This window comes from Streptomyces sp. NPDC001828, from assembly GCF_042892175.1.
Lineage (GTDB): Bacteria > Actinomycetota > Actinomycetes > Streptomycetales > Streptomycetaceae > Streptomyces.
The window spans coordinates 124,965-147,353 of the sequence record NZ_JBIATV010000017.1 but is presented as its reverse complement, the minus strand read 5'-3'; the positions used below and the strand labels follow the sequence as shown (position 1 = coordinate 147,353).

Sequence of the window (22,389 nt, the reverse complement as noted above, 5' to 3'; positions counted from 1 at the left end):
GAGGCCCGGGCCGAGTTGGGGGTCGCGGCCCCAGCGGCGCCGGGCACGGGCATCTTCAGCCCGTCCGGCGATTGAGGACGAGCGGCGTTGAGGCGCGAACGGGGGTCTGGGGGCGGAGCCCCCAGCGTCGGGTCGAGGGTCACTCGGTCTCACCTTCCCGCATGGGAACACGCACGCCCTTCTCGTCCGCCACCCGCTCCGCGATGTCGTACCCGGCGTCGACATGCCGGATGACACCCATCCCGGGGTCGTTCGTGAGGACGCGGCGGATCTTCTCGCCCGCCAGAGCCGTGCCGTCGGCCACCGAGACCTGGCCCGCGTGGATGGAGCGGCCCATGCCGACGCCGCCGCCGTGGTGGATGGACACCCAGGACGCGCCGGAGGCCACGTTCACCATCGCGTTCAGGAGCGGCCAGTCGGCGATCGCGTCCGAGCCGTCGAGCATCGCCTCGGTCTCGCGGTACGGGGAGGCCACCGAACCGCAGTCCAGGTGGTCGCGGCCGATCGCGAGCGGCGCCGCGAGCGTGCCGTTGCCGACCATGTCGTTGAACATGTCGCCCGCCTTGTCGCGCTCGCCCTGGCCGAGCCAGCAGATGCGCGCGGGCAGACCCTGGAAGTGGACCCGCTCGCCGGCCATCTTGATCCAGCGGTGCAGCGACTCGTTCTCCGGGAACAGCTCCAGGAGCGCCTTGTCCGTCTTGTGGATGTCGGACGCCTCGCCCGAAAGGGCCGCCCAGCGGAAGGGGCCCTTGCCCTCGCAGAACAGCGGGCGGATGTAGGCCGGCACGAAGCCGGGGAAGTCGAACGCCCGGGTGTAGCCCGCCAGTTGGGCCTCGCCACGGATCGAGTTGCCGTAGTCGAAGACCTCGGCGCCGGCGTCCATGAAGCCGACCATCGCCTCGACGTGCTTCGCCATGGACTCACGGGCGCGGGTGGTGAAGCCCGCCGGGTCCTTCGCCGCGTACGCCGCCATGTCGTCGAAGTCGACGCCGACGGGGAGGTAGGCGAGCGGGTCGTGGGCCGAGGTCTGGTCGGTCACGATGTCGACCGGCGCGCCTTCGGCGAGCATGCGCGGCAGGAGCTCCGCCGCGTTGCCGAGGAGGCCGATGGAGAGCGGGCGGCGCGCGTCGCGGGCCTCGACGGCGAGCTGGAGGGCGTGTTCCAGGGAGTCGGCCCGCACGTCGAGGTAGCGGTGCTCGATGCGGCGCTCGATGGCACGCGGGTCGACGTCGATACAGATCGCGACGCCGTCGTTCATCGTCACGGCGAGCGGCTGGGCGCCGCCCATGCCGCCGAGCCCGGCGGTGAGGGTGATCGTCCCGGCCAGCGTGCCGCCGAACCGCTTCGCGGCGACCGCGGCGAACGTCTCGTAGGTGCCCTGGAGGATGCCCTGGGTGCCGATGTAGATCCAGGAGCCGGCCGTCATCTGGCCGTACATGGTGAGGCCGAGGGCCTCCAGACGGCGGAACTCCTCCCAGTTCGCCCAGTCGCCGACCAGGTTGGAGTTGGCGATCAGGACGCGCGGCGCCCACTCGTGCGTCTGCATGACGCCGACGGGGCGGCCGGACTGGACCAGCATCGTCTCGTCCTGCTTGAGGGTGCGCAGCGTACGCACCATCGCGTCGAAGGAGCGCCAGTCACGGGCGGCCTTGCCGGTGCCGCCGTAGACGACGAGCTTGTCGGGGTGCTCGGCGACCTCGGGGTCGAGGTTGTTCTGGAGCATGCGCAGCGCGGCTTCCTGCTGCCATCCCAGGGCGCTCAGTTCCGTACCGCGCGGTGCCCGTACGGGGCGGGGTCCTGACATGGCGATGCCTCCTCGTGACCTGATCCAGTTATTCACATCCTGGGTTACTGAATAGAACTAGTCAATAGAGGCGTGGGCGCTGCGGGCGGGCCGGGCCGGTGATTGGCTTGATCGCATGACTTCCCAGGCAACGTCCCCCACGGCCGGGACCGCCGCGGCCGAGCGCCGCGAACAGGCCGTGCGGGCCGCGGTGGAGCAGGGTCTGGCCGGGCCGGACGCCCCCATCGTCGCCCTGCTCGACGTCACCGGCATCCGCGCGGGCGCCGCCGCCCTGCGGGACGCCTTCGCCGCCGTCACCGAGGCGCCCGTCCTGCACGCCTTCGCCGTGAAGGCCTGCCCGCTGGTACCGGTCCTGCGGCTGCTGCGCGCGGAGGGCCTCGGCGCCGAGGTCGCGAGCCCGGGCGAGCTGGCACTGGCCCGGGCCGCCGGGATGAGCGCCGCCGACACGGTGCTCGACTCCCCCGCCAAGACCCCCGCCGAGCTGCGCGAGGCGCTCGCCCTGGGCGTCGCGGTCAACGCGGACAACCCCCAGGAGCTGGCCCGCCTGGACGCCCTCATGAAGGCGGCGCCGAGCACCTCGCCCATCGGCCTGCGGGTCAACCCGCAGCTCGGCGCCGGGTCCATCGACGCGCTGTCCACGGCGACGGCCACGTCCAAGTTCGGGATCGCGCTGCTCGACGACGGCGCGCGGGAGCGGATCGTGCGGGCCTACCGGGAGCGCCCCTGGCTGACCCGGCTGCACACCCATTCGGGCTCGCAGGGCGTGGCGCTCTCCCTCATGGCCCGGGGCGTCAAGGTGGCGTACGAACTCGCCGAGGAGATCAACGCCGCGGCAGGACACCGGCAGGTCGACACCGTCGACATCGGCGGAGGTCTTCCGGTCAACTTCGGCTCCGACGAGGAGACGCCGACGTACGCCGCGTACGCCCGCCTCCTGAAGGAGGAGGTGCCGGGTCTGTTCGACGGGCGGTACGGCCTGGTGACCGAATTCGGCCGCTCGCTCCTGGCCAAGCACGGCACCGTCCTCGCCCGGGTCGAGTACGCGAAGAGCTCGGGCGGCCGCCCCATCGCGGTCACCCACGCCGGGGTGCAGATCGCGGCCCGCACCGTGTACGCGCCCGCCTCCTGGCCGCTGCGGATCGCGGCGTACGACGCCAAGGGCCGGCCGAAGCCCGGCCCGTCGGTCGCCCAGGACATCGCGGGGCCCGCCTGCTTCGCGGGCGACCTGCTCGCCGAGAACCGTCCGCTGCCCCTGCTCGAACAGGGCGACTACACAGGGATTCTGGACACGGGGGCGTACTACTTCGCCCATCATTACTCCTACAACTCCCTGGCCAGGCCCGGCGTTTACGGCTTCACCGCCGGCCCGGAGGGTGTCCGGTTCGCGACCGTCCGCGATCCGCAGCCCATCGAGGACCTCGTCGCGGAGGCGGGTGCCGCCCACGTCGACGGGCTCCTGTGAGCACCCGGGCGTAGCCCGACCGGGCCCGAACTGGCGCCCCCACAGCGGGAGTTCGGTTCTGCCCAAAGGGCCGCACCCTAGCCAAGCGGGGCATGCGCCGCTGGAAAATGCCAGAACTCCCACCAGCGGTTGCGACGGTGCGTAGCGTCTTGGTTGCTGCCGCACGCTCGTTCCGGCGGCCCTTTGAGACGTCCATGCGCCGCGCCGGGAGGGAGTTCCGCGTGCCCGGAATCGACGAGTGCCTGCTTGAGGCGATGCTGCTGCCGGGAGCGCTCGGAGCGGGTGTGGCCGACTGGACGAGCGGGCTCGCGCTCGGCGCCATCGGCCAGTCGCCCGGCGGGGACCACGAGGCGACCGCCGCCGAGACCGCCGAGCTGGCACGTACGGCCGCCGAGCACCCGGGGTTCGGCGTCCCCGGCGACGGCACCGAGGACCCGGCAGCGGCCGGGCCGCCCGTCGAGGACGTGATCATCACCACCCGTACCGCCTATCACGTGCTCTGTTTCGTCGAGACCTCCTTCGACAGCAGCGTCTTCCTGCACCTGTGGCTCGACCGCCGGGAGGGCAATCTCGCCCTCGCCCGGCTCCGGCTGCGCGATCTGGCCGAACGGCTGGTGCTGTGATGAGCACCGCGATACGCAGACCGGCCCAGGAGGCGCGGCACGCCGTCTCCCCCATGCTGGTCCGCCTGGTCGCCGAGCGGGCCACCGGCGCGCTGCTGCGCGACCGGGGCACCCTGTACCTCTGCGACGGCCAGGTGGTGCACGCGGAGAGCCCGGCCGCGCCCGGCATAGACGTGCTGCTCACCACCGCCGGGCGGCTGCGGCCCGAGGGCTGGCAGGAGGCAGTCGACCGGGCGGGGCCGCGCGGCCGGGTCGGCCGGTTCCTGGTGGAGAGCGGCCAGGTGGGCGACGGCGAGCTGGAGATATGCCATCTGGGCGCCCTGCACGACGCGGCGTTCTTCGCGCTCGCCCCCACCAGCGGCCCCACCCGCTTCCGGTACGGGGTCGCCCACTGGATGGGCCCCGTCAAGCCCGTGCCCGCCGAGGCGGTGGAGCGCGAGGCGGCCCGCCGCAGGGAGCTCCTGGACGGCATCTGGCCCTGCCCGGACCTGGACACCGCCCCCGTCGTGCGCAGCCCGCGCCCGCCGGACGTACCGCTCACCCCGCGCCGGCGGGCGGTGCTCGCCCTGGCCGACGGGACGCGCACCCCGCAGGACATCGCGCGGGCCCTCGGCCGCCCCGCCTTCCACACGCTGGTCGACGTACGCAGGCTGGCGGCCCTCGGGGCCGTCGAGTCCCCGCGCGCCCCCGCGCCGCCACCGGACACCCACGCCTGGGCCGCCCGGATGGCCGCCGAGGCGACCACCCCCGACGTGGCGCTGCTCCGGCGGCTGCGCGACGCACTGGAGGCCACGCTGTGATCCGCGCACTGCGGCAGCGCGCCGAGAGGAGACAGCTCATGGCGGCCGAGGCGGAAGTCGCCGAAGTCCTCGAAGAACTACGGCGGTTGAGGGCCAGGCTGCCCCAGCTCACCGGCGCGCTCGCGGCGAGCGCCGACGGTTTCGTGCTGGCCCAGGACGGCGCCGCCGATGCCGTCGAGGGGGTCGCGGCGCTCACGGCGGCGGCCCTCGGCGTGGCCCAGCGGCTGACCGAGACGACCGGTCAGGGCGCCTTCCGCGAGCTGCTCGTACGCGGCGAGACGGGTTACGTCGCCACGTACGCGGCGGGCTGCAACGCCGTGCTCACCCTCCTCGCGGAGCCCCGCGTCAACGTCGGCCGGCTGCACCTCGAAGCCCGCCGCTCCAGCACGCGCGTCGGCGAGCTGATCGACGGCGCCCTCGACCGGCAGGAGAACCCATGACCGGCACCGGCACACCGAGCCGGAACAGCCCCCGAAGGAAAGGAACGACACCGATGAGCAACACCGAAACGACGCTCAAGGAAGCGATGACCTCGATCGAGGGCGCCCTCGGCGCGGCCCTCGTCGACTACAGCAGCGGCATGGCGCTCGGCACGCTGGGCGGCGGCAAGGAGCTCGACCTGTCGGTCGCCGCGGCGGGCAACACCGATGTGGTGCGCGCCAAACTGCGGACCATGGAGATGCTCGGCCTCAAGGACGAGATCGAGGACATCCTGATCACGCTCGGCACCCAGTACCACCTCATCCGGCTCCTCAAGGGCCGCGGCAACAGCGGTCTGTTCCTCTACCTCGCCCTGGACAACAAGCGGGCCAACCTCGCCATGGCCCGCCACCAGCTGAAGAAGATCGAGGACGCGCTGGAGGTGTGAACTCCGGCCCCGCTACGGGCCGTTCAGTGACGCCGCGCCCCGCCGGGCGCGGCGTCGCCCGCGCCGATCCCGGTCGTCCGGAAGCCCCGTACCGCCTTGCCGACCGGCGCGCCGCGCGGCACCCAGTCGGTGCGCACCCACAGGAGCGCGCCGGCGGCGCGCTCGACCCGGCCGAGCCGGGCCGCCTTCAGCCGGAGCCCGGCGCCCGCGCCCGCGAGGAGCAGTCCGCCCGCTCCGGGCAGGGCGAAGGAGGATCCCGCCGCGGCCGCGAAGGCGAGCAGCAGCCACCAGCGCCAGGCCCGCCGCCAGGTGCGCACGGTCACGGCCCGGTCCTGGAGGAAGTCCGCCTTGGCGGCACGGGAGGCGGCCTCGGCGAAGTGGGTGTACCGGCGCCGCCGGGCGCCGAACACGACGGCGGCCGTGACCAGGAACAGTGCCGCGCCCGCGAGCAGCCCGATCCGACGGCCCGTCAGACTCACCGGAAGCGCCGCCCCGAGGCCCCCGGCCACCAGGCCCAGCCACCACAGCGGGCCCGCCCCGGCCCGTACGACCACCGCCACGCGCGCCAGCGCGACGCCTCCGCGACCCACGTCCCACCTCCATGTCTTGCCTGCTGGCGCGGAGGTTAGCCGGGGAATCTGAGCGGTTCGTGAGAGCCCCTCTGCGGCCGCAGACCGTGCGTGGCCGGTCGCGCAGTTCCCCGCGCCCCTGGCAGTACCGGTGCTGGGGCATCCTCAGCCCGTCCGGCGATTGAGGACGAGCGCCCTTCAGGCGCGAACGGGGGTCTGGGGGCGGAGCCCCCAGGGTCTCTTCAACCCCCGGAGGGTCTCGGGAAGGGGCGGGGTGGGGGATCCATCGGGGTCTGGGGGCGGAGCCCCAGGACGCGGGGCTCGGGGGCGCTACTCCACGAACAGGCCCCGCGCCGCGGCCCGCGCGTCGAACTCCTCCAGGCGGGCCTGCGCGTCCGGCAGGTCATCGCACATGGCCTCCAGCAGCACCCGCCCCAGCAGCATCGGCGCGCACGCCGTGTCGAAGGCGAGCCCGGTGCCGACCGCCGCCGGGATCAGCAGATCGCTGTACTTGGCGACCGGCGCGAACGCCGAGTCGGCGACCGTGACCACGGTGAGCCCCGCCGACTGCGCGTACGCGAGCGCCTCCACGACCTCCTTGGGATGGCGCGGCAGCGCGAAGCACAGCAGCGCCGAAGCGCCCGCCCGCAGCGCCGCGTCGATCCGGTCGGCCAGCATGGTGCCGCCCTCGTCGAGCAGGCGGACGTCGGGGTGGACCTTGGCCGCGAAGTAGGCGAAGCCGCGGGCCTGCGAGGAGGCCGCGCGCAGCCCGAGCACGGGCAGCGGCCGCGACGCGGCGAGCAGCCGGCCCGCGCTCTCGACCGGACCGGGGTCGGCGAGCAGCCCGGCCAGGTGCTGGAGGTTCTCGATCTCGGCCCGCACCGCCTGCTGGTACTCGTTGTACGAGGTCTCCACGGCCTCGCCGGCCGGGGCGGGAGCCACCTCGCGCAGATGGCGGCGCAGCGCCGGGTAGCCGTCGAAGCCGAGGGCGACCGCGAACCGGGTCACCGACGGCTGGCTGACTCCGGCGAGCTCGGCCAGCTCCACGCTGGACAGGAACGGCACGTCGGCGGCGCGGCGCACCATGCAGTGCGCGATGCGCCGCTGGGTCGGGGTCAGCCGGTGCCCCTCGAAGAGCTGTTGCAGCCGTGCGGCAGGGCCCTCGCTCATGCCGTCCCCCTTCATGCGTGCCTGTCCTTCATGCGTGACTGTCCTTGAACCGGTCGAGCAGCGCGGCCGCCCGGTCGACGTCGTCGGTCAGCGGCCGGTCGGTGACATCCTCGTCGAGCACCGCGTCCGCGATCGCGTACGCCCGCCCGACCGGAAGCTCCGGGTCGGGGCGCAGGCCGCGCTGGCGCAACGCCCTTACCGCCGCGACGAGTTCACACCCCACCACGAGCCGCAGCGCCCCGCCGAGCCGCAGCGTCTGGCGGGCCGCGAGCGAGGCGAAGCTGGCCTGCTCCTCGACGCCCCGAGAGAGTACAGCGTGGCCGAGCGAGGCCGGCGCGGCGAAGGCCCGCAGATCGCCGAGGGCGGCGCCGGCCGCGTACTCCAGGATCATCACGCCCGACGAGGCGGCCTCGGCGTCGGCGAGGAAGGGCTTGAGCCGGGTGTAGGCGGGCTCGTTGAGTGCGGAGAGGCGCGAGGTGGAGAGCCGCGCGACCTGGGTGACCGAGAGCCTGAAGTGGTCGAGCGCCAGGGCGAGTTGGGCCAGGTAGAAGCCGCCGTGATGGTAGGCGGCGAGGTCCTGGGACGAGATCAGCGGGTTCTCGGCGGCCGCGTTGATCTCGATCGCGAGCACCCGCTCCAGGGCGTCGGCGGCGTCGTGCGCGGGCCCGTGGATCTGCGGCAGACAGCGGAAGCCGTACGGGTCCTGGATGCGGCCGAGCGGCGGGGTGGGCCGCTCGGGGGCGCCGAGCAGCTCGCGCATGCGGGCGGCGGTGGCGTAGGAGCCGGGGTGCGGGCGGGCCGCGTGCACCGGCTCGGCGTACGCCTCGTAGGAGCCGTCGACGGCGAGCAGCGAGAAGGCGCCGACGATCTCGGTGGCGGCGATCAGGCCGCGCAGTTCGTCGAGGGCGAGCGCGGCCTGGCCGAGGGTGAGCGCGTTGGAGCTGATCAGGGCGAGGGCGTCGTTGTTGTCGAGGGGCTGCGCCTCGGGCTCGGGGCCGCCCTGCCAGGGGTGTTCACCGGCGAGCGCGAGGCCGACCTGGGCGAGGGCGGCGATGTCTCCGGTGCCGACCGATCCGAACTCGTTGACCACCGGGTGCGCCCCGGCCTCCAGGGCCTCGCAGAGCGCGTCGACGACGGTGGGGCGAAGGCCCGCGCCGCCCGCGAGCAGCTGGTTGGCCCGCACCGCGAGCATCGCGCGGACCTCGCGGGCGGGCAGCGGGGCGCCGACCGCCCCGGCGTGGCTGCGCAGCAGGCGCAGGCCGTGACCTGCGGCGGCCTCGGTCGGCACGGCCTCGCTGCGGTTGGCGCCGACGCCGGTCGAGCGGCCGTACACCCGCCCGGAGGCGGCGAGTTCACGCGCGGCGTGCCAGGCGTGCTCGACGCGGCGCATCGCCTCGGTGCCGGGCACGGGCCGCGCGGTGCCGTCGGCGAGCCGGACGACGTCGGCGACGGGCAGCGTCTCGCCGTCGAGGACGACGATCCCGGCCGGCGAATCCTGCGAGGCGTCCACGACGTGGGACGACAACATGCGCGAACACCACCATTTCCGGACGCGACGACAACGGCCCGGGTGCGAGCCATTGACAAGTTATTCAGACACCCAGAACTCTGCATGACGATATACAGCCGGGCAAGCCCGCACGCCTCCTCGTCCCGAAGGAGCACACCCTCCCCATGGCCGAACCAGTCGCATCCCCAGGCCGGACCGCCTCCCTCGTCGAGCGCCGCTCCATCGACGTCGTCCCCGACGCCGAGCGGCACGGCACCCCCTTCAGCCAGTTCACGCTGTGGCTCGGCGCCAACCTCCAGATCACCGCCGTCGTGACCGGCGCCCTCGCGGTGGTGTTCGGCGGTGGCGCGTTCTGGTCGCTCGTCGGCCTCGTCGTCGGCAACCTCCTCGGCGGCACCGTCATGGCACTGCACTCGGCGCAGGGCCCGCGCCTCGGGCTGCCGCAGATGATCTCCTCGCGGGCCCAGTTCGGGGTGCGCGGGGCGGTGGTGCCGCTGCTCCTGGTGATCGTGATGTACGTCGGCTTCTTCGCGAGCGGCAGCGTCCTCGCGGGCCAGGCGGTCGGCGAACTCACCCACCTCGGCGAGACCCCCGGCATCGTCGTCTTCGCCCTGATCACCGCCGTGACGGCGGTGATCGGCTACCGGATCATCCACACCCTGGGCCGGGTGGCGAGCGTGATCTGCGCGCTGGCCTTCGTCTACCTCGGCATCCGCCTCCTGGACCGCGTCGACCTGACGGCGGTCCTGCACGACCGGGCGTTCCACCTGCCGATGTTCCTGCTCGCCATCTCGCTGTCCGCGTCCTGGCAGCTCGCGTTCGGCCCGTACGTCGCGGACTACTCGCGCTATCTGCCCCGCACGACGAGCGCCCGTGCCACCTTCTGGTGGACGCTGACCGGGTCGGCGCTCGGCTCCCAGTGGTCGATGACCTTCGGCGTGCTGGTGGCCGCGACCGCGGGCGACGCCTTCCTCGACAACCAGGTCGGGTACGTCGTCGGCCTCGGCGGCGCCGGTCTGATCGCCTCGTTCCTGTACTTCACGATCGCGCTCGGCAAGCTCACCATCAACGTGCTCAACACCTACGGCGGCTTCATGTCGATGGTGACCGGCGTCAGCGGGTTCCGCGGCCAGAAGGCCATCGGGCCGCGCGCCCGGGCCCTCTACATCGGCGGCATCATGGTGGCCGGCACGGCGGTGGCGCTCGCGGGCAAGGACTCGTTCCTGACCTCGTTCAAGGACTTCCTGCTGTTCCTGCTGACCTTCTTCACGCCGTGGTCGGCGATCAACCTGGTCGACTACTACCTGATCTCGCGTGAGCGCTACGACATCCCGGCCCTGTTCGACCCCCGGGGCCGCTACGGCGCCTGGCGCTGGGACGCGCTCGCGGTCTACGTCATCGGCGTACTCGCCCAACTCCCGTTCCTGGCGACCAGCTTCTACACCGGCCCGCTCGTCGCCCCGCTCGGCGGCGCCGACATCTCCTGGCTCGTGGGACTCGTGGTCCCGGCGGCGCTCTTCTTCGTGCTGGCACGAGGGAGGAATACGGGTGCTAGCCCCACTGTGGATTCGGGCTCCGCTGCGTACCTTGAAAACCATGGACGCCCGTGACGCCGAGCCCCGGCCCAGTCTCGTGAAGGACGCCGAGCTCAAGAAGGAACTCGACGCCACCCTGCACGCCCGCAGGGAGCTCGGCCCCGACTACGAGCCCGCCCTCGTCGAATCCTTCCTGGAGAAGGTCGAGCAGCGGGTCGACGCATCGGTGGACCGGCGGGTGCGGCGGCAGCTGGCGGAGCGGCAGACAGTCGTGGCCCGTGGCGGCCGCCCGGACCGGGCCGGATCGGACGGCACCTTCGGCGAGCGCTTCGGCTTCGCCATGGTCTCGCTGATCCTCGCGGTGCCGCTGTCCGCGATCGGCGGGGTCAACGCGGGCCTGAGCGGCCTGGTGGTGACCTGGCTCGGCGTGGTCGCGGTGAACGCGGTGCACGCGGCACACCGCTGGCCCTGGCTCAAGGACCGGCGGCCCGGCAGGGACGACTGAGCCCAGCCGACGTACGGCGGAGGCCCGGCACAGACACCTGAGCCCAACTCCCCTATGGGCAGGGCCTGTTGGCGACCCACGGCTTTGAGCCACGACCCGTAAGCCTGGAATACCCCGGGATCCCGGACCCCGGAAAAGAGTAATCGCGGGGACCGCCGCACCCCCGGTTGCCCGAGGGGCGGGACGACGGCGGTCCCCGCGAGGGACACGGTCCGGGTCAGAACCGGTCTCCGCGTCCTGGGCGTCCTGGGAGATCCGGGAGCCGCTCCGGAGGTTCCTGACGCCGCTGGTGTGCCGGCCGAGGCCCCCTGCCCGGGTTCCCCCGCCGACATCCACCACTGTGCACGAGCCGTGTTAAGCCGGTGCTGCGCGCACATGTCGCGCTCGTACCGTTTGCGCGACATCACCGGCGCGACGGACCCCGCCCCCGCGAGGCAGGACCGCCAACCCCCGCCTCCCACCAGGGAGTTGGGGGAGGCGCGGGGCTGCCCCGGGTGTTACGGCAGCTGCTGCGGGGTGCGGGCCAGGAAGGCCAGCAGGTCCTGGCGGCTGACCACACCGGTCGGCTTGCCCTCGACCAGCACGATCGCCGCGTCCGCCTTGCCGAGCACGGACATCAGGTCGCCGACCGGCTCGCCCGAGCCGACCTGCGGCAGCGGCGCGCTCATGTGCTTCTCCAGCGGGTCGTCCAGGAGGGCCCGCTGGGCGAACAGGGCGTCGAGCAGCTCGCGCTCGACGACCGAGCCGATGACCTCGGCGGCCATCACGTCGGGGTGCCCCGCGCCCGGCTTCACGATGGGCATCTGCGAGACGCCGTACTCGCGCAGCACCTCGATGGCCTGGCCGACCGTCTCCTCGGGGTGCATGTGCACGAGCGAGGGCAGGTGGCCGGCCTCCTTGAAGCCGAGCACGTCGGAGACGCGCGCCGAGGGGCCGGCCTCCTCCAGGAAGCCGTAGTCCGCCATCCACTCGTCGTTGAAGATCTTCGAGAGGTAGCCGCGCCCGGAGTCCGGGAGCAGCACGACGACCACGTCGTCGGGGCCGAGGCCCTCGGCGACCTTGAGCGCGGCCACCACGGCCATGCCGCAGGAGCCGCCGACCAGGAGGCCCTCCTCCTTGGCGAGGCGGCGGGTCATCTGGAAGGAGTCCTTGTCGGACACCGCGACGATCTCGTCGGTGACGTTCCGGTCGTAGGCGGTCGGCCAGAAGTCCTCGCCGACGCCCTCCACCAGGTACGGCCGGCCGGAGCCGCCGCTGTAGACGGAGCCCTCCGGGTCCGCGCCGACGACGCGCACCTTCCCGTCGCTGGCCTCCTTGAGGTAGCGGCCGGTGCCGGTGATAGTGCCGCCGGTGCCGACGCCCGCGACGAAGTGGGTGATCTTCCCCTCGGTCTGCTCCCACAGCTCGGGACCGGTGGTCTCGTAGTGCGAACGGGGGTTGTTCGGGTTGCTGTACTGGTCCGGCTTCCAGGCCCCGGGCGTCTCGCGGACCAGGCGGTCGGAGACGTTGTAGTACGAGTCCGGGTGCTCGGGGTCGACGGCGGTCGGGCAGACCACGACCTCGGCGCCGTACGCGCGCAGCACGTTGATCTTGTCCGTGGAGACCTTGTCAGGGCAGACGAAGATGCACTTGTAGCCCTTCTGCTGGGCCACGATGGCCAGGCCCACACCCGTGTTGCCGCTGGTGGGCTCGACGATGGTGCCACCGGGCTTGAGCGCGCCGGACTGCTCGGCGGCCTCGATCATGCGGACGGCGATACGGTCCTTCACCGAGCCGCCCGGGTTGAAGTACTCGACCTTGGCCAGGACCGTCGCCTGAATGCCCTGGGTCACACTGTTGAGCCTCACCAGCGGGGTGTTGCCTACGAGGCTGATCATCGAGTCGTGGAATCGCACCGTTGTCTCCGGGTCTCCGATTAGGTCCCGCCAGCGTATGCGGACCAGGACGGGGCGTTCACCTTTGCACGGGATTGAGCGACACCCGCTACCGGGCAGTTAGCTGTTGTACGACTGCAAGCTCCATGGAGGTGGCGGTGGCGGGGACCGGTTCGAGGGCGAGGGTGGCACGGCGGATCGCGACGGGCGCGGCGTTCGGCGGCGGCGGGATCGGCCTGATCGCGGGCGCCGCGGTGGGCGTCGTGCTGGCCGAGGTGGCCCTCGCGAAACGCTCGGTGGGCGGCGGCTCCCCGCAGGCCCCGAACGCCGACGGGCTGTACGGGACCGCCTACGCGGACGGTACGCAGCCGCTCAGGCTCGGCATGCTGGGCGACTCCACGGCGGCCGGGCAGGGGGTGCGCCGGGCGGGCCAGACCCCGGCCGCGCTGCTCGCCTCCGGGCTCGCGGCGGTCGCCGAGCGCATGGTGACGCTGCGGAACGTGGCGCTGCCCGGGGCCCGCTCGGACGACCTCGAACGCCAGGTGTCGCTGCTGCTCGCCGACCCGGCCCGCACCCCCGACGTCTGCGTGATCATGATCGGCGCGAACGACGTCACCACCCGGATGGCACCGACCGCCTCGGTGCGCTACCTCTCCACCGCCGTACGCCGGCTGCGGACCGCCGGGGCCGAGGTGGTGGTGGGCACCTGCCCCGATCTCGGCACCATCGAGCCCGTCTACCAGCCGCTGCGCTGGCTGGCCCGGCGGGTCTCGCGGCAGCTGGCGGCGGCGCAGACGATCGTGGTGGTGGAGCAGGGCGGGCGCACGGTGTCGCTGGGCCATCTGCTGGGCCCGGAGTTCGAGCAGAACCCCCGGGAGCTGTTCGGGCCCGACAACTACCACCCCTCGGCCGAGGGCTACGCGACCGCGGCGATGGCGGTGCTGCCCACGCTGTGCGCCTCGCTGGGCCTGTGGCCCGAGTCCGACCACCCGGACGCCTCGCGCAACGAGGACATCCTGCCGGTGGCGAAGGCGGCCTCGGCCGCGGCGGCCCAGGCGGGCACCGAGGTCACCGGGGCGCGGGCGCCCTGGGCGCTGCTCAAGTACCGCCGCCGCAGGCGGCTGCCCGCCCCGGTGGAGCCGGCCCCCAACGGCTCGCACACGGGGCGGTGACGGGGGCGGCCCGGCGGCCCACCGGGGGCCGCGCAGGCCGCCCTGAGCAACCGCTTAGAAAAGAGTCCGGCATCACACGCCACCCCGGATGACCAATCCACTACGTGCGGGTAACTTCCCAGGGAGTCCTGCCTTCCCATCCCCTGGAGCCGTGATGCCCGAAGCCGTGATCGTCTCGACCGCCCGCTCCCCCATCGGCCGCGCCTTCAAGGGCTCGCTCAAGGACCTCCGCCCCGACGACCTCACGGCCACGATCATCCAGGCCGCGCTCGCCAAGGTGCCCGGCCTCGACCCGCGCGACATCGACGACCTGATGCTCGGCTGCGGTCTCCCCGGCGGCGAGCAGGGCCACAACCTGGGCCGCATCGTGGCCGTGCAGATGGGCATGGACCACCTGCCGGGCTGCACCATCACCCGGTACTGCTCGTCCTCGCTCCAGACGTCCCGCATGGCCCTGCACGCCATCAAGGCGGGCGAGGGCGACGTGTTCATCTCGGCCGGTGTCGAGATGGTCTCCCGCTCGGTCAAGGGCAGCAGCGACGGCCTGCCGGACACCCACAACCCGCTCTTCGCCGACGCCGAGGCGCGCACCGCCGCCGTCGCGCAGTCCGAGGGCGCCTCCTGGCACGACCCGCGCGAGGACGGCCTGATCCCGGACGCGTACATCGCGATGGGCCAGACCGCCGAGAACCTCGCCCGCCTCAAGGGCATCTCGCGCCAGGAGATGGACGAGTTCGGCGTGCGTTCGCAGAACCTCGCCGAGGAAGCCATCAAGAACGGCTTCTGGGAGCGGGAGATCACCCCCGTCACCACCCCGGACGGCACCGTGGTCAGCAAGGACGACGGCCCCCGCGCGGGCGTCACCGTCGAGGGCGTCCAGGGCCTCAAGCCCGTCTTCCGCCCCGACGGGCTCGTCACGGCCGGCAACTGCTGTCCGCTGAACGACGGCGCCGCCGCCCTGGTGATCATGAGCGACACCAAGGCGCGCGAGCTGGGTCTGACCCCGCTGGCCCGCATCGTCTCCACCGGCGTCACGGGCCTCTCGCCCGAGATCATGGGCCTCGGCCCGGTCGAGGCGTCCCGCCAGGCGCTGAAGCGCGCCGGGCTCACGGTGGACGACATCGACCTCTTCGAGATCAACGAGGCCTTCGCCGCCCAGGTGATCCCGTCCTACCAGGACCTCGGCATCCCGCTGGACAAGCTGAACGTGAACGGCGGCGCCATCGCGGTCGGCCACCCCTTCGGCATGACCGGCGCCCGCATCACCGGCACGCTGATCAACAGCCTCCAGTTCCACGACAAGCAGTTCGGCCTGGAGACGATGTGCGTCGGCGGCGGCCAGGGCATGGCGATGGTCATCGAGCGCCTGAGCTGACGCCGAACCGGGCGGCCGGAGCGCTGTGTTGACCACCGGTCGACGCAGTGTTGACGCCCCGGCCGCCACGGGTTGGACGCGGAGCGCGACGCCGCCGGCCCTGACCAGGGCTCTCCCCTCCCACAGGGCCCTCACAGCCAATCGTTCCGCGTCCTAACCGTGACCGAATCTCCCCCAGGATGTGACGTATCTCCTGCGGGAAGAGTATTTCCGCAGGTCAGCGTGGGTGCGGGGTTAAACCCCAGGCCCAAAGACCTGTCCATTTCGTGACGTAATGCACTGACACCGCGAGCGGGCTCACGACAAGCTGATGTAGGAAGTCGGGGAATCGTTTGAATCCGGGAGTAAGTCAGTGAGCGCCATGCCTCTTGCCCTGCTGCTGACCACGGCCGCTGCCACGGCCGTGGGCGCCGCTGCCCTGCACGCCGCCCACGGGCTGCGCAAGCAGGTGGTGGCTCTGCGCGAAGACCTGGCAGCCGCCCGTGCCGAACACCGCACCGACCACAGCGTGACCCTGCCCCAGCAGGCCCGCTCCGCCGGGACACCGGCCGCCGAAATACGGGCCGCCGTCGCCGAGGCGCTCGCCGAGGAGCGGGAGCGCGAGCTGGCCGAGGCGCGCGCCTTCTGGGCCGCCCAGGAGGCCAGGGACGCCGCCGACGCGCCCTCCCCGATGCTGGGCGGGCTCGCGGGCCTCGGCGAGGACGCCGCGTTCTTCCTGCCCCGCCAGGCGGACTTCGCGGGCCTTGAGGCCGAGGCGCTGGAGATGGCCGAGGCACTGGAGACCGCGGAGGAGTTCCCCGAGGACTCCCCCGAGCTCGCCGCGGCCCGCCGCCGCCACCCCTCGCACCCCGACTTCGTGCCGGTCCAGACGCCCGTCGTCGCCGACCACGAGGCCACGGTCTCGCGCCTGGAGGAGCTCGCCGAGTCCCGTACCGCGCTCGCGGACGTACGCCCGGGACCGCTCGGCACGCTCGACGTGTACGTCTTCGCCGACGGCACCACGCTCTGCATGACCCCGGGCCACCGCGAGACCGCGGAGCGCCTCGCGGACGCCCTGCGCGACGGCGAGGCCCCGGTGCTGCTCGGCGGGTCCGGAGTGTCCGGCGCGTACGCGCTGACCTTCTCCTGCGGCGAGGAGAGCGTCTACATCCTCGCGGACCGGGTCATCGCCTCGCTCTGACGGCGACCGCCGGCCTAACCGAAGGCCCGCTCCCGCGCGGCCTCCACCAGCTTCACGGCCCCGTCCGGCTCCCCGCCGGGCGGGGCCTTCGCCGTCTGGAGGGCACCCGCCAAATCCCGTCCGGCGACCACGACTTGATCGGCGACCGCGAACAGGCCGGCGTCCGGCATGATCAGGGGCTCGCGCTCCGGGGTCTCGACGCGCTGCGCCAGGACCGCCAACTCCCGTGCCAGAGCCAGCCCTTCGGCGGCCGCGCCACGGCGAAGACGGCTCTCGGGAGCGGCGCGCAGCCGGTCGGCGAAGCGGTCCACGGCCAAGATCAAGGGGTTCACATCGAGCACACCGTGACCCTACGCGCCTCTCCCGCACTGTTGCCAATACGCGAACCCTCAGGCACGGTGCAGTGAAGGACCAGTAAGCGCAATGCCTCCGGAGGCGCCGATGTCCCAAGTCTTCTCCGAAGAGACCCATCGCAACCTGCTCTCCCGCATCCCCCATTGCACCGGTCGTGAAGTGTCCGACTGGCTCCGCACCGTCGAGGAAGGCCCCTCCCTCTTCCGTTTCGAGGAGAAGGTCAGCTGGCTCCGGAGCGAGCACGATCTCGCCTATGGGCACGCCAAGGCGATCATCCATGAGTACGACCTGAGGCGAGCCGCCCGCCGGCTGCTCTAGTTCCGGGAGGAATCACAGCGCGACCCCCTTCGCCCCGCCGACGATCCGCCGGCGGGGCGAAACGCTGCCCCGCCTCCCGCGCCGGGCCGGACCGCGACCGCCTTCAGTAGGTGAACTCCCCTTCCCCGCAAGGGCTTTCACTGTTTTACCTCTTGACGCTCTCGACGACGGAGAGCACAGTGACCGCGCAGCCCGTCGTTGAGAGCGCTCTCAGAGCGCTCTCTTTCCGAGAGAGGCCCCCCACATGCGCCCCACACCCCACAGACGCGGCCCGGCCCGGCGCGCCATGATCGCCCTGCTCTCCACCCTCGGCCTCGCGGCCGCCTCCGCCGCCCTCGTCGCCCTGCCCGCCTCCGCGTCCGCCCCGCCGCCCCCGGCGGGCTGGACCACCGTGTTCAGCGACGACTTCAACGGCCCGGCCGGCTCCGGCGTGGACACCGCCAACTGGCAGTACACGACCGGCACCAGCTACCCCGGCGGGCCGGCCAACTTCGGTACCGGCGAGGTCGAGACGATGACCTCGTCCACCAGCAACGTCTCCCTCGACGGCGCCGGGAACCTGCGCATCACCCCGCAGCGCGACGGCGCGGGCCACTGGACGTCGGGCCGCGTCGAGACCAAGCGCTCCGACTTCCAGCCCCCGGCCGGCGGCAAGCTGCGCATCGAGGCGCGCCTTCAGATGCCCGACGTGACGGGCGCCGCCGCCAAGGGCTACTGGCCGGCGTTCTGGGCGCTGGGCGCGCCCTTCCGGGGCAACTGGTGGAACTGGCCCGGCATCGGTGAGCTCGACATCATGGAGAACGTCCAGGGCCTCAACAACAACTGGTCCACCATGCACTGCGGCACCAGCCCCGGCGGCCCCTGCAACGAGACGACGGGCATAGGCGGCCAGAAGGCCTGCGACGGCGCCACCTGCCAGGGCGGCTTCCACACCTACGCCATCGAGTGGGACCGCTCGGGCGCCACCGAGCAGATGCGCTTCTACCTGGACGGCGTCAACTTCCACACCGTCAGCCAGAACCAGGTCGACGCGACGACGTGGACGAACGCCACCAACCACGGCTACTTCGTCATCCTCAACGTCGCCATGGGCGGCGGCTTCCCGGACGCGTTCGGCGGCGGCCCGGACGCGGGCACCCAGCCCGGCCACCCGCTGGTCGTCGACTACGTCACCGTGCGGCAGACAGCGGGCTCCGGCACCACCACCCCGCCCACGACCCCGCCCTCCGGCAACCGTGACGCCTACGGCACCATCCAGGCCGAGTCGTACGACCAGCAGTCCGGCGTGGTGCAGGAGACCACCACCGACAGCGGCGGCGGCCAGGACCTCGGCTCCCTCGCCAACGGGGACTGGGCCCTCTACAAGGGCGTGAACTTCGGTACGACGGCGGCCAGGCAGTTCTCCGCGCGGGTGGCCAGCGGGGCGGCGGCCGGGGTCAGCGGTCTGGTGGAGGTGCGCCTGGACAGCAGGAGCAACGCGCCCATCGGCAGCTTCGCCGTGGCCAACACGGGCGGCTGGCAGAGCTGGCGCACGGTCCCGGCGAACATCAGCGGCGTGACCGGCACCCATGACGTGTATCTGACCTTCACCAGCGGCCAGGGAGCGGACTTCGTGAACGTCAACTGGTACGGGTTCGGCCACTGATGGCGGGCGCGGGCATGAAGACCGTACGGCTCCTCGTCGCGGCCGCGACCACCGGCGCCCTGCTGTTCCTCGGCGCGGGCGGCGGCACGGCGACGGCCGCCGACACCCCGCGGGCCGCCGCCGCGGCCGGCTTCCCGATCGTCTTCCAGAACAACACCCACGGCGCTTACACCGACGCGCAGATCTACATCACCGTGCTCGGCCAGATCACCCCCGGCCAGTGGTCCTACCTCAGGCCCGACGGCAGCACGGCCCACATCAGCCACCTCGACGCCAACGCGCCGGGCCACCTCACCAAGCACGGCGTGAACTACCCCAACATGTCGTTCACCCTGGCCCAGGTCGGCGGCCGGGTGCCGTCCCCGTCCTCGATCCGCGGCGGCCGCGTCTACCTCTCGCTGGGCTCGCCGCTCTACATCCCGGTCTCGCCCGACGACCAGGGCTGGGGCGGCCCGGACCCGAACAACCCGTCCGACCCCAACAACGACGTGTACTACGACTGGTACGAGTACACCTTCGTCAACGGGCAGGCGGCGTACGGCGGGAACACCACCCAGGTCGACCAGTTCGGCTTCCCGATGACGTCCCGGCTGCGCCAGACCTCCAGCGGCTACGACACCACCCGTGGCATCACCAAGACCCGCGCCCAGGTCATGTCGGCGTACGCGGCGGGCGTCGGGGCGGCCTTCAAGCCGTTGCAGTCCGGCTACCGGATCATCGCCCCGCGCTCGGCCGCGGGTTTCCCGGCGGACTACCTGACCTCGACCGTCAACCAGACCTGGAGCTATTACGCGTCCCATCCCTTCACCCTGAGCTCGCCGGGCGAGACGTTCTCCGGGCGGGTCACGGGCGACACCCTGACCTTCACCAGGAACGGCGCGGGCCCCTTCACGCTGCGCAAGCCGACCTCGCGCGAGGTCATGGCCTGCTCGGGGGCGCTGGCCTCGGGCGGTGACGAGGAGAAGCGGCTCGGCGCGGAGTTCTGCGCCGCGTTCAACCGGGGCGTGGCGCAGGACACCTCGCTCTGGCACACCCCGTCCGCGTACTACCGGGGCACGGCCCCCAGGAACGACTACGCGGCGTTCTTCCACACGGTCGGCCTGGACGGCCGCGCCTACGGCTTCCCGTACGACGACATCAACGACCAGTCCTCGGTGCAGATCCTGGGCAACGCGAACCCGCCGACGGATCTGACGCTGTCGATCGGCTGGTAGCCCGCACACGGCGAGGGGCCCCGCCCGGCAGCGCGCCGGGCGGGGCCCCTCGTGACGTTCACCGGGAGGGGTGTCAGTCGTTGCCCTGCAGGATGGAGATCAGCCGCAGCGCCTCCAGGTAGATCCACACCAGGGTCATGGTGAGGCCGAAGGCGGCCAGCCAGGACTCCTCGCGCGGAGCGCCGTAGGTGATCCCGTCCTCGACCTGCTTGAAGTCCATCGCCAGGAAGCAGGCGCCGAGGACGATGCCGATGATCCCGAAGAGGATGCCGAGGCCACCGCTGCGGAAGCCGAGGCCGTCACCGCCGCCGATCGCCGAGAACAGCAGGTTGACCAGCATCAGCAGCATGAAGCCGATGGCCGCGGCCATGACGAAACCGACGAAGCGGCGGTTGACCCGGATCAGCCGGGTCTTGTAGGCGATGAGCACACCGGCGAAGACCGCCATCGTGCCGAGCACCGCCTGCGGCACCGCGCCCGCCGACACGTGCGTGGTGACGGCCGAGCTGATCACCCCGAGGAAGACGCCCTCGAAGGCGGCGTACCCGAGGATCAGGGCCGGCACCGGCTTGCGCTTGAAGGACTGGACCATGGCGAGGACGAACGCGATCAGCGCGGCGCCGATGGCGATGCCGTACGACTTGCCGATGTTCGCCGCGTCGACGGGCAGCGCCAGCCAGGCGACGACCGCACCGGCGACGACCGTGCCGAGCGTCATCGCGGTGCGCGCGACCACGTCGTCGATCGTCATCACGCCGGAACGGGCGGGGGCCTGCGGGGCACCCTGCTGCGTGTCCTGCTGGGCGTACGGGTTGGTGGCGTACGGGTTCGTGGGCGCCTGCGCGTACGGGTTGCCCCCGGCCTGCGGCTGCTGCGCGGTGTTGAAACCGGCGTAGCCGTTGTCGCGGCTGAACCCCCGTCGCGAGAAGACCGGGTTGCTGCTCCTCATCTCACTCCTCCATGGCCACCGTGCGCGGCCTTGTCCTCAAGGGTAATGGGCACGCAAAGAAACCGACGTACTGCCTAGGGAGGATCTTCGCCCGGCGAAGAGGGGGGTGCAAGGGCCCGACGACCCGACGCGCGGGAAGCCGGAGCCTGCGTGAGTGCCCGGAGCCGGACTCGAACCGGCACGGCCCGAAGGCCAGCGAGGTTTAAGCTCGCCGTGTCTGCGTTCCACCATCCGGGCAAGGGCGCGCGGCTCCGCTGTTCGCGGGACGAGCCTAGCCCGACGCATCCCCCGAACAGCGGAACAACCACCCGATGTTGTCTTATTTTATTGACGCCTGAGGGTGCGTCAGCACAGCTCGGAGCGGTGTTGGCACATGCCGGAGGCGGTTGGCAGGGTGAACGCGGCGCCACGATGTGCGAGCGCGGAATGACGGAAAGTCGATGCCTCGTACCGCCCTCACACAGACGCTGGCACGGCCCGCCGGAGCCGCCCCGGAGCGGCGGTGGAGTGCGCCTCGGATCCGGCCGCGTCTCAGGGGTGCCGTCATACCTCAGGAGGACGGCGGGGGTCCTTCCGTCCGACTCAAGAGGGCCAGTGAACGGGTACAGGGACTGACGATGCGGCGCCGGGCGGCGGCAAGGATGGAGAAGTCCCCGAAAGCCGCATCGCTAGGAGTCCCTCCGTGACCACCACCCCCACCGCACACCGCGCCACCGCGGTGGCCGCCCGCGCCGTCGAGCTGTCGAAGGTCTACGGCACGGGCGAGACCCAGGTGGTCGCGCTCGACCAGGTCACGGTCGACTTCCGGCAGGGCGAGTTCACCGCGATCATGGGCCCCTCGGGCTCCGGCAAGTCCACCCTGATGCACTGCGTCGCGGGCCTCGACTCCTTCAGCTCCGGCTCGGTCCGCATCGGCGAGACCGAGCTCGGCTCCCTCAAGGACAAGCAGCTCACGCAGCTGCGCCGGGACAAGATCGGTTTCATCTTCCAGGCGTTCAACCTGCTGCCCACGCTGACCGCCCTGGAGAACATCACGCTCCCCATGGACATCGCGGGCCGCAAGCCGAACAAGGAGTGGCTCGACCAGGTCATCTCCATGGTGGGCCTGGCCGACCGGCTCGGCCACCGCCCCACCCAGCTCTCCGGCGGCCAGCAGCAGCGCGTCGCCGTGGCCCGCGCGCTCGCCTCCCAGCCGGAGATCATCTTCGGCGACGAGCCGACCGGAAACCTGGACTCGCGCTCCGGCGCCGAGGTCCTCGGCTTCCTGCGCAACTCGGTGCGCGAGCTGGGGCAGACCGTGGTGATGGTCACCCACGACCCGGTCGCCGCGTCGTACGCGGACCGGGTCATATTCCTGGCCGACGGGCGGATCGTCGACGAGATGCTGCGGCCCAGCGCGGACGGGGTGCTCGACCGGATGAAGGCGTTCGAGGCCAAGGGCCGCACCAGCTGACCCCGAGCC

The 22,389-nt window shown here is 72.2% G+C and carries 21 protein-coding genes and 1 tRNA gene; 14 read left to right on the top strand and 8 right to left on the bottom strand.

From position 1 onward, the window contains the following. Positions 1-139: 139 nt before the first annotated feature. Positions 140-1,804, bottom strand: coding sequence for a urocanate hydratase (gene hutU / locus ACFYZA_RS35970; protein WP_382597270.1), 1,665 nt, complete (start codon positions 1,802-1,804; stop codon positions 140-142). 115 nt (positions 1,805-1,919) lie between these two features. Between hutU and ACFYZA_RS35965 the strand changes: the two genes are divergently transcribed. The 5 genes from ACFYZA_RS35965 (at position 1,920) to ACFYZA_RS35945 (ending at position 5,557) form a co-directional block, all read left to right on the top strand. Next, positions 1,920-3,266 carry a diaminopimelate decarboxylase gene (locus ACFYZA_RS35965; RefSeq protein ID WP_388494634.1) on the top strand — a complete coding sequence of 449 codons (1,347 nt, stop codon included), beginning with the start codon at positions 1,920-1,922 and terminating at the stop codon, positions 3,264-3,266. A gap of 221 nt (positions 3,267-3,487) precedes the next feature. Beyond that, entirely contained in the window at positions 3,488-3,889 is a 402-nt protein-coding gene (locus tag ACFYZA_RS35960) for a hypothetical protein (protein ID WP_382597274.1), read from the top strand. After that, positions 3,889-4,689: a transcriptional regulator gene (locus ACFYZA_RS35955; protein ID WP_382597276.1), complete on the top strand. Its 801-nt coding sequence runs from the start codon at positions 3,889-3,891 to the stop codon at positions 4,687-4,689. The genes ACFYZA_RS35960 and ACFYZA_RS35955 overlap by 1 nt, the downstream gene beginning before the upstream one ends. Further along, positions 4,686-5,129, top strand: coding sequence for a roadblock/LC7 domain-containing protein (locus ACFYZA_RS35950; protein WP_388494633.1), 444 nt, complete (start codon positions 4,686-4,688; stop codon positions 5,127-5,129). Before ACFYZA_RS35955 ends, ACFYZA_RS35950 begins: the two co-directional genes overlap by 4 nt. Before the next feature lie 53 nt (positions 5,130-5,182). Next, a complete protein-coding gene (locus tag ACFYZA_RS35945; RefSeq protein ID WP_167159464.1) occupies positions 5,183-5,557 on the top strand; it encodes a hypothetical protein in 375 nt (124 codons plus the stop codon). Positions 5,558-5,580: 23 nt separating this feature from the next. Here ACFYZA_RS35945 and ACFYZA_RS35940 read toward each other — a convergent pair whose 3' ends face one another. The 3 genes from ACFYZA_RS35940 to ACFYZA_RS35930 all read right to left on the bottom strand — a co-directional run bounded on the left by ACFYZA_RS35940 (position 5,581) and on the right by ACFYZA_RS35930 (position 8,824). Then, positions 5,581-6,147 (bottom strand): hypothetical protein, encoded by a 567-nt coding sequence (locus ACFYZA_RS35940; protein WP_388494632.1) that lies wholly within the window; start codon positions 6,145-6,147, stop codon positions 5,581-5,583. Between the two features lie 309 nt (positions 6,148-6,456). Continuing rightward, complete coding sequence (locus ACFYZA_RS35935) at positions 6,457-7,296, bottom strand: MurR/RpiR family transcriptional regulator (protein WP_382597283.1); 840 nt, start codon at positions 7,294-7,296, stop codon at positions 6,457-6,459. A gap of 28 nt (positions 7,297-7,324) precedes the next feature. Next, positions 7,325-8,824 carry an aromatic amino acid ammonia-lyase gene (locus tag ACFYZA_RS35930; protein ID WP_388494631.1) on the bottom strand — a complete coding sequence of 500 codons (1,500 nt, stop codon included), beginning with the start codon at positions 8,822-8,824 and terminating at the stop codon, positions 7,325-7,327. 146 nt (positions 8,825-8,970) lie between these two features. Between ACFYZA_RS35930 and ACFYZA_RS35925 the strand changes: the two genes are divergently transcribed. Both ACFYZA_RS35925 and ACFYZA_RS35920 read left to right on the top strand, forming a co-directional pair. Next, the gene (locus ACFYZA_RS35925) at positions 8,971-10,416 is read left to right on the top strand and encodes a purine-cytosine permease family protein (RefSeq protein ID WP_388494630.1); all 1,446 of its coding nucleotides are present in this window, start codon (positions 8,971-8,973) and stop codon (positions 10,414-10,416) included. Beyond that, the gene (locus ACFYZA_RS35920; RefSeq protein ID WP_388494629.1) at positions 10,403-10,846 is read left to right on the top strand and encodes a hypothetical protein; all 444 of its coding nucleotides are present in this window, start codon (positions 10,403-10,405) and stop codon (positions 10,844-10,846) included. The genes ACFYZA_RS35925 and ACFYZA_RS35920 overlap by 14 nt, the downstream gene beginning before the upstream one ends. 497 nt (positions 10,847-11,343) lie before the next feature. Here ACFYZA_RS35920 and ACFYZA_RS35915 read toward each other — a convergent pair whose 3' ends face one another. Next, positions 11,344-12,741, bottom strand: a complete 1,398-nt coding sequence (locus ACFYZA_RS35915) for a cystathionine beta-synthase (protein WP_382597291.1) — start codon at positions 12,739-12,741, stop codon at positions 11,344-11,346. A 164-nt stretch (positions 12,742-12,905) separates the two neighbouring features. On the opposite strand from ACFYZA_RS35915, the gene ACFYZA_RS35910 reads away from it, so the two are divergent. The 3 genes from ACFYZA_RS35910 to ACFYZA_RS35900 all read left to right on the top strand — a co-directional run bounded on the left by ACFYZA_RS35910 (position 12,906) and on the right by ACFYZA_RS35900 (position 16,447). Further along, positions 12,906-13,892 (top strand): SGNH/GDSL hydrolase family protein, encoded by a 987-nt coding sequence (locus tag ACFYZA_RS35910; RefSeq protein ID WP_100574170.1) that lies wholly within the window; start codon positions 12,906-12,908, stop codon positions 13,890-13,892. Between the two features lie 154 nt (positions 13,893-14,046). Then, positions 14,047-15,267 carry an acetyl-CoA C-acetyltransferase gene (locus tag ACFYZA_RS35905; protein ID WP_382597293.1) on the top strand — a complete coding sequence of 407 codons (1,221 nt, stop codon included), beginning with the start codon at positions 14,047-14,049 and terminating at the stop codon, positions 15,265-15,267. A 361-nt stretch (positions 15,268-15,628) separates the two neighbouring features. After that, complete coding sequence (locus ACFYZA_RS35900; protein WP_382597307.1) at positions 15,629-16,447, top strand: hypothetical protein; 819 nt, start codon at positions 15,629-15,631, stop codon at positions 16,445-16,447. A gap of 14 nt (positions 16,448-16,461) precedes the next feature. Here ACFYZA_RS35900 and ACFYZA_RS35895 read toward each other — a convergent pair whose 3' ends face one another. Further along, the gene (locus ACFYZA_RS35895) at positions 16,462-16,788 is read right to left on the bottom strand and encodes a hypothetical protein (protein ID WP_388494628.1); all 327 of its coding nucleotides are present in this window, start codon (positions 16,786-16,788) and stop codon (positions 16,462-16,464) included. 100 nt (positions 16,789-16,888) lie between these two features. On the opposite strand from ACFYZA_RS35895, the gene ACFYZA_RS35890 reads away from it, so the two are divergent. The 3 genes from ACFYZA_RS35890 to ACFYZA_RS35880 all read left to right on the top strand — a co-directional run bounded on the left by ACFYZA_RS35890 (position 16,889) and on the right by ACFYZA_RS35880 (position 19,978). Then, positions 16,889-17,119: a DUF4287 domain-containing protein gene (locus ACFYZA_RS35890; RefSeq protein WP_053725101.1), complete on the top strand. Its 231-nt coding sequence runs from the start codon at positions 16,889-16,891 to the stop codon at positions 17,117-17,119. Between the two features lie 244 nt (positions 17,120-17,363). Further along, complete coding sequence (locus ACFYZA_RS35885) at positions 17,364-18,764, top strand: glycoside hydrolase family 16 protein (protein ID WP_388494627.1); 1,401 nt, start codon at positions 17,364-17,366, stop codon at positions 18,762-18,764. 14 nt (positions 18,765-18,778) lie between these two features. Beyond that, positions 18,779-19,978: a glycoside hydrolase family 64 protein gene (locus tag ACFYZA_RS35880; protein ID WP_388494626.1), complete on the top strand. Its 1,200-nt coding sequence runs from the start codon at positions 18,779-18,781 to the stop codon at positions 19,976-19,978. Positions 19,979-20,051: 73 nt separating this feature from the next. Here ACFYZA_RS35880 and ACFYZA_RS35875 read toward each other — a convergent pair whose 3' ends face one another. Both ACFYZA_RS35875 and ACFYZA_RS35870 read right to left on the bottom strand, forming a co-directional pair. Then, entirely contained in the window at positions 20,052-20,927 is an 876-nt protein-coding gene (locus tag ACFYZA_RS35875; protein WP_382596232.1) for a Bax inhibitor-1/YccA family protein, read from the bottom strand. Positions 20,928-21,082: 155 nt separating this feature from the next. Then, positions 21,083-21,164, bottom strand: a tRNA-Leu gene (locus ACFYZA_RS35870). A gap of 445 nt (positions 21,165-21,609) precedes the next feature. Here ACFYZA_RS35870 and ACFYZA_RS35865 point away from each other — a divergent pair. Then, positions 21,610-22,380: an ABC transporter ATP-binding protein gene (locus tag ACFYZA_RS35865; protein WP_382596229.1), complete on the top strand. Its 771-nt coding sequence runs from the start codon at positions 21,610-21,612 to the stop codon at positions 22,378-22,380. The last annotated feature ends 9 nt before the right edge of the window (positions 22,381-22,389 follow it).

Excerpts from the sequence above, each read along its gene's own strand:
- hutU (WP_382597270.1), bottom strand. The coding sequence starts at position 1,804 with ATGTCAGGACCCCGCCCCGTACGGGCACCGCGCGGTACGGAACTGAGC.
- ACFYZA_RS35965 (WP_388494634.1), top strand. The coding sequence starts at position 1,920 with ATGACTTCCCAGGCAACGTCCCCCACGGCCGGGACCGCCGCGGCCGAG.
- ACFYZA_RS35955 (WP_382597276.1), top strand. The coding sequence starts at position 3,889 with ATGAGCACCGCGATACGCAGACCGGCCCAGGAGGCGCGGCACGCCGTC.
- ACFYZA_RS35945 (WP_167159464.1), top strand. The coding sequence starts at position 5,183 with ATGAGCAACACCGAAACGACGCTCAAGGAAGCGATGACCTCGATCGAG.
- ACFYZA_RS35935 (WP_382597283.1), bottom strand. The coding sequence starts at position 7,296 with ATGAGCGAGGGCCCTGCCGCACGGCTGCAACAGCTCTTCGAGGGGCAC.
- ACFYZA_RS35930 (WP_388494631.1), bottom strand. The coding sequence starts at position 8,824 with ATGTTGTCGTCCCACGTCGTGGACGCCTCGCAGGATTCGCCGGCCGGG.
- ACFYZA_RS35925 (WP_388494630.1), top strand. The coding sequence starts at position 8,971 with ATGGCCGAACCAGTCGCATCCCCAGGCCGGACCGCCTCCCTCGTCGAG.
- ACFYZA_RS35920 (WP_388494629.1), top strand. The coding sequence starts at position 10,403 with ATGGACGCCCGTGACGCCGAGCCCCGGCCCAGTCTCGTGAAGGACGCC.
- ACFYZA_RS35905 (WP_382597293.1), top strand. The coding sequence starts at position 14,047 with ATGCCCGAAGCCGTGATCGTCTCGACCGCCCGCTCCCCCATCGGCCGC.
- ACFYZA_RS35900 (WP_382597307.1), top strand. The coding sequence starts at position 15,629 with ATGCCTCTTGCCCTGCTGCTGACCACGGCCGCTGCCACGGCCGTGGGC.
- ACFYZA_RS35890 (WP_053725101.1), top strand. The coding sequence starts at position 16,889 with ATGTCCCAAGTCTTCTCCGAAGAGACCCATCGCAACCTGCTCTCCCGC.
- ACFYZA_RS35885 (WP_388494627.1), top strand. The coding sequence starts at position 17,364 with ATGCGCCCCACACCCCACAGACGCGGCCCGGCCCGGCGCGCCATGATC.
- ACFYZA_RS35880 (WP_388494626.1), top strand. The coding sequence starts at position 18,779 with ATGAAGACCGTACGGCTCCTCGTCGCGGCCGCGACCACCGGCGCCCTG.
- ACFYZA_RS35875 (WP_382596232.1), bottom strand. The coding sequence starts at position 20,927 with ATGAGGAGCAGCAACCCGGTCTTCTCGCGACGGGGGTTCAGCCGCGAC.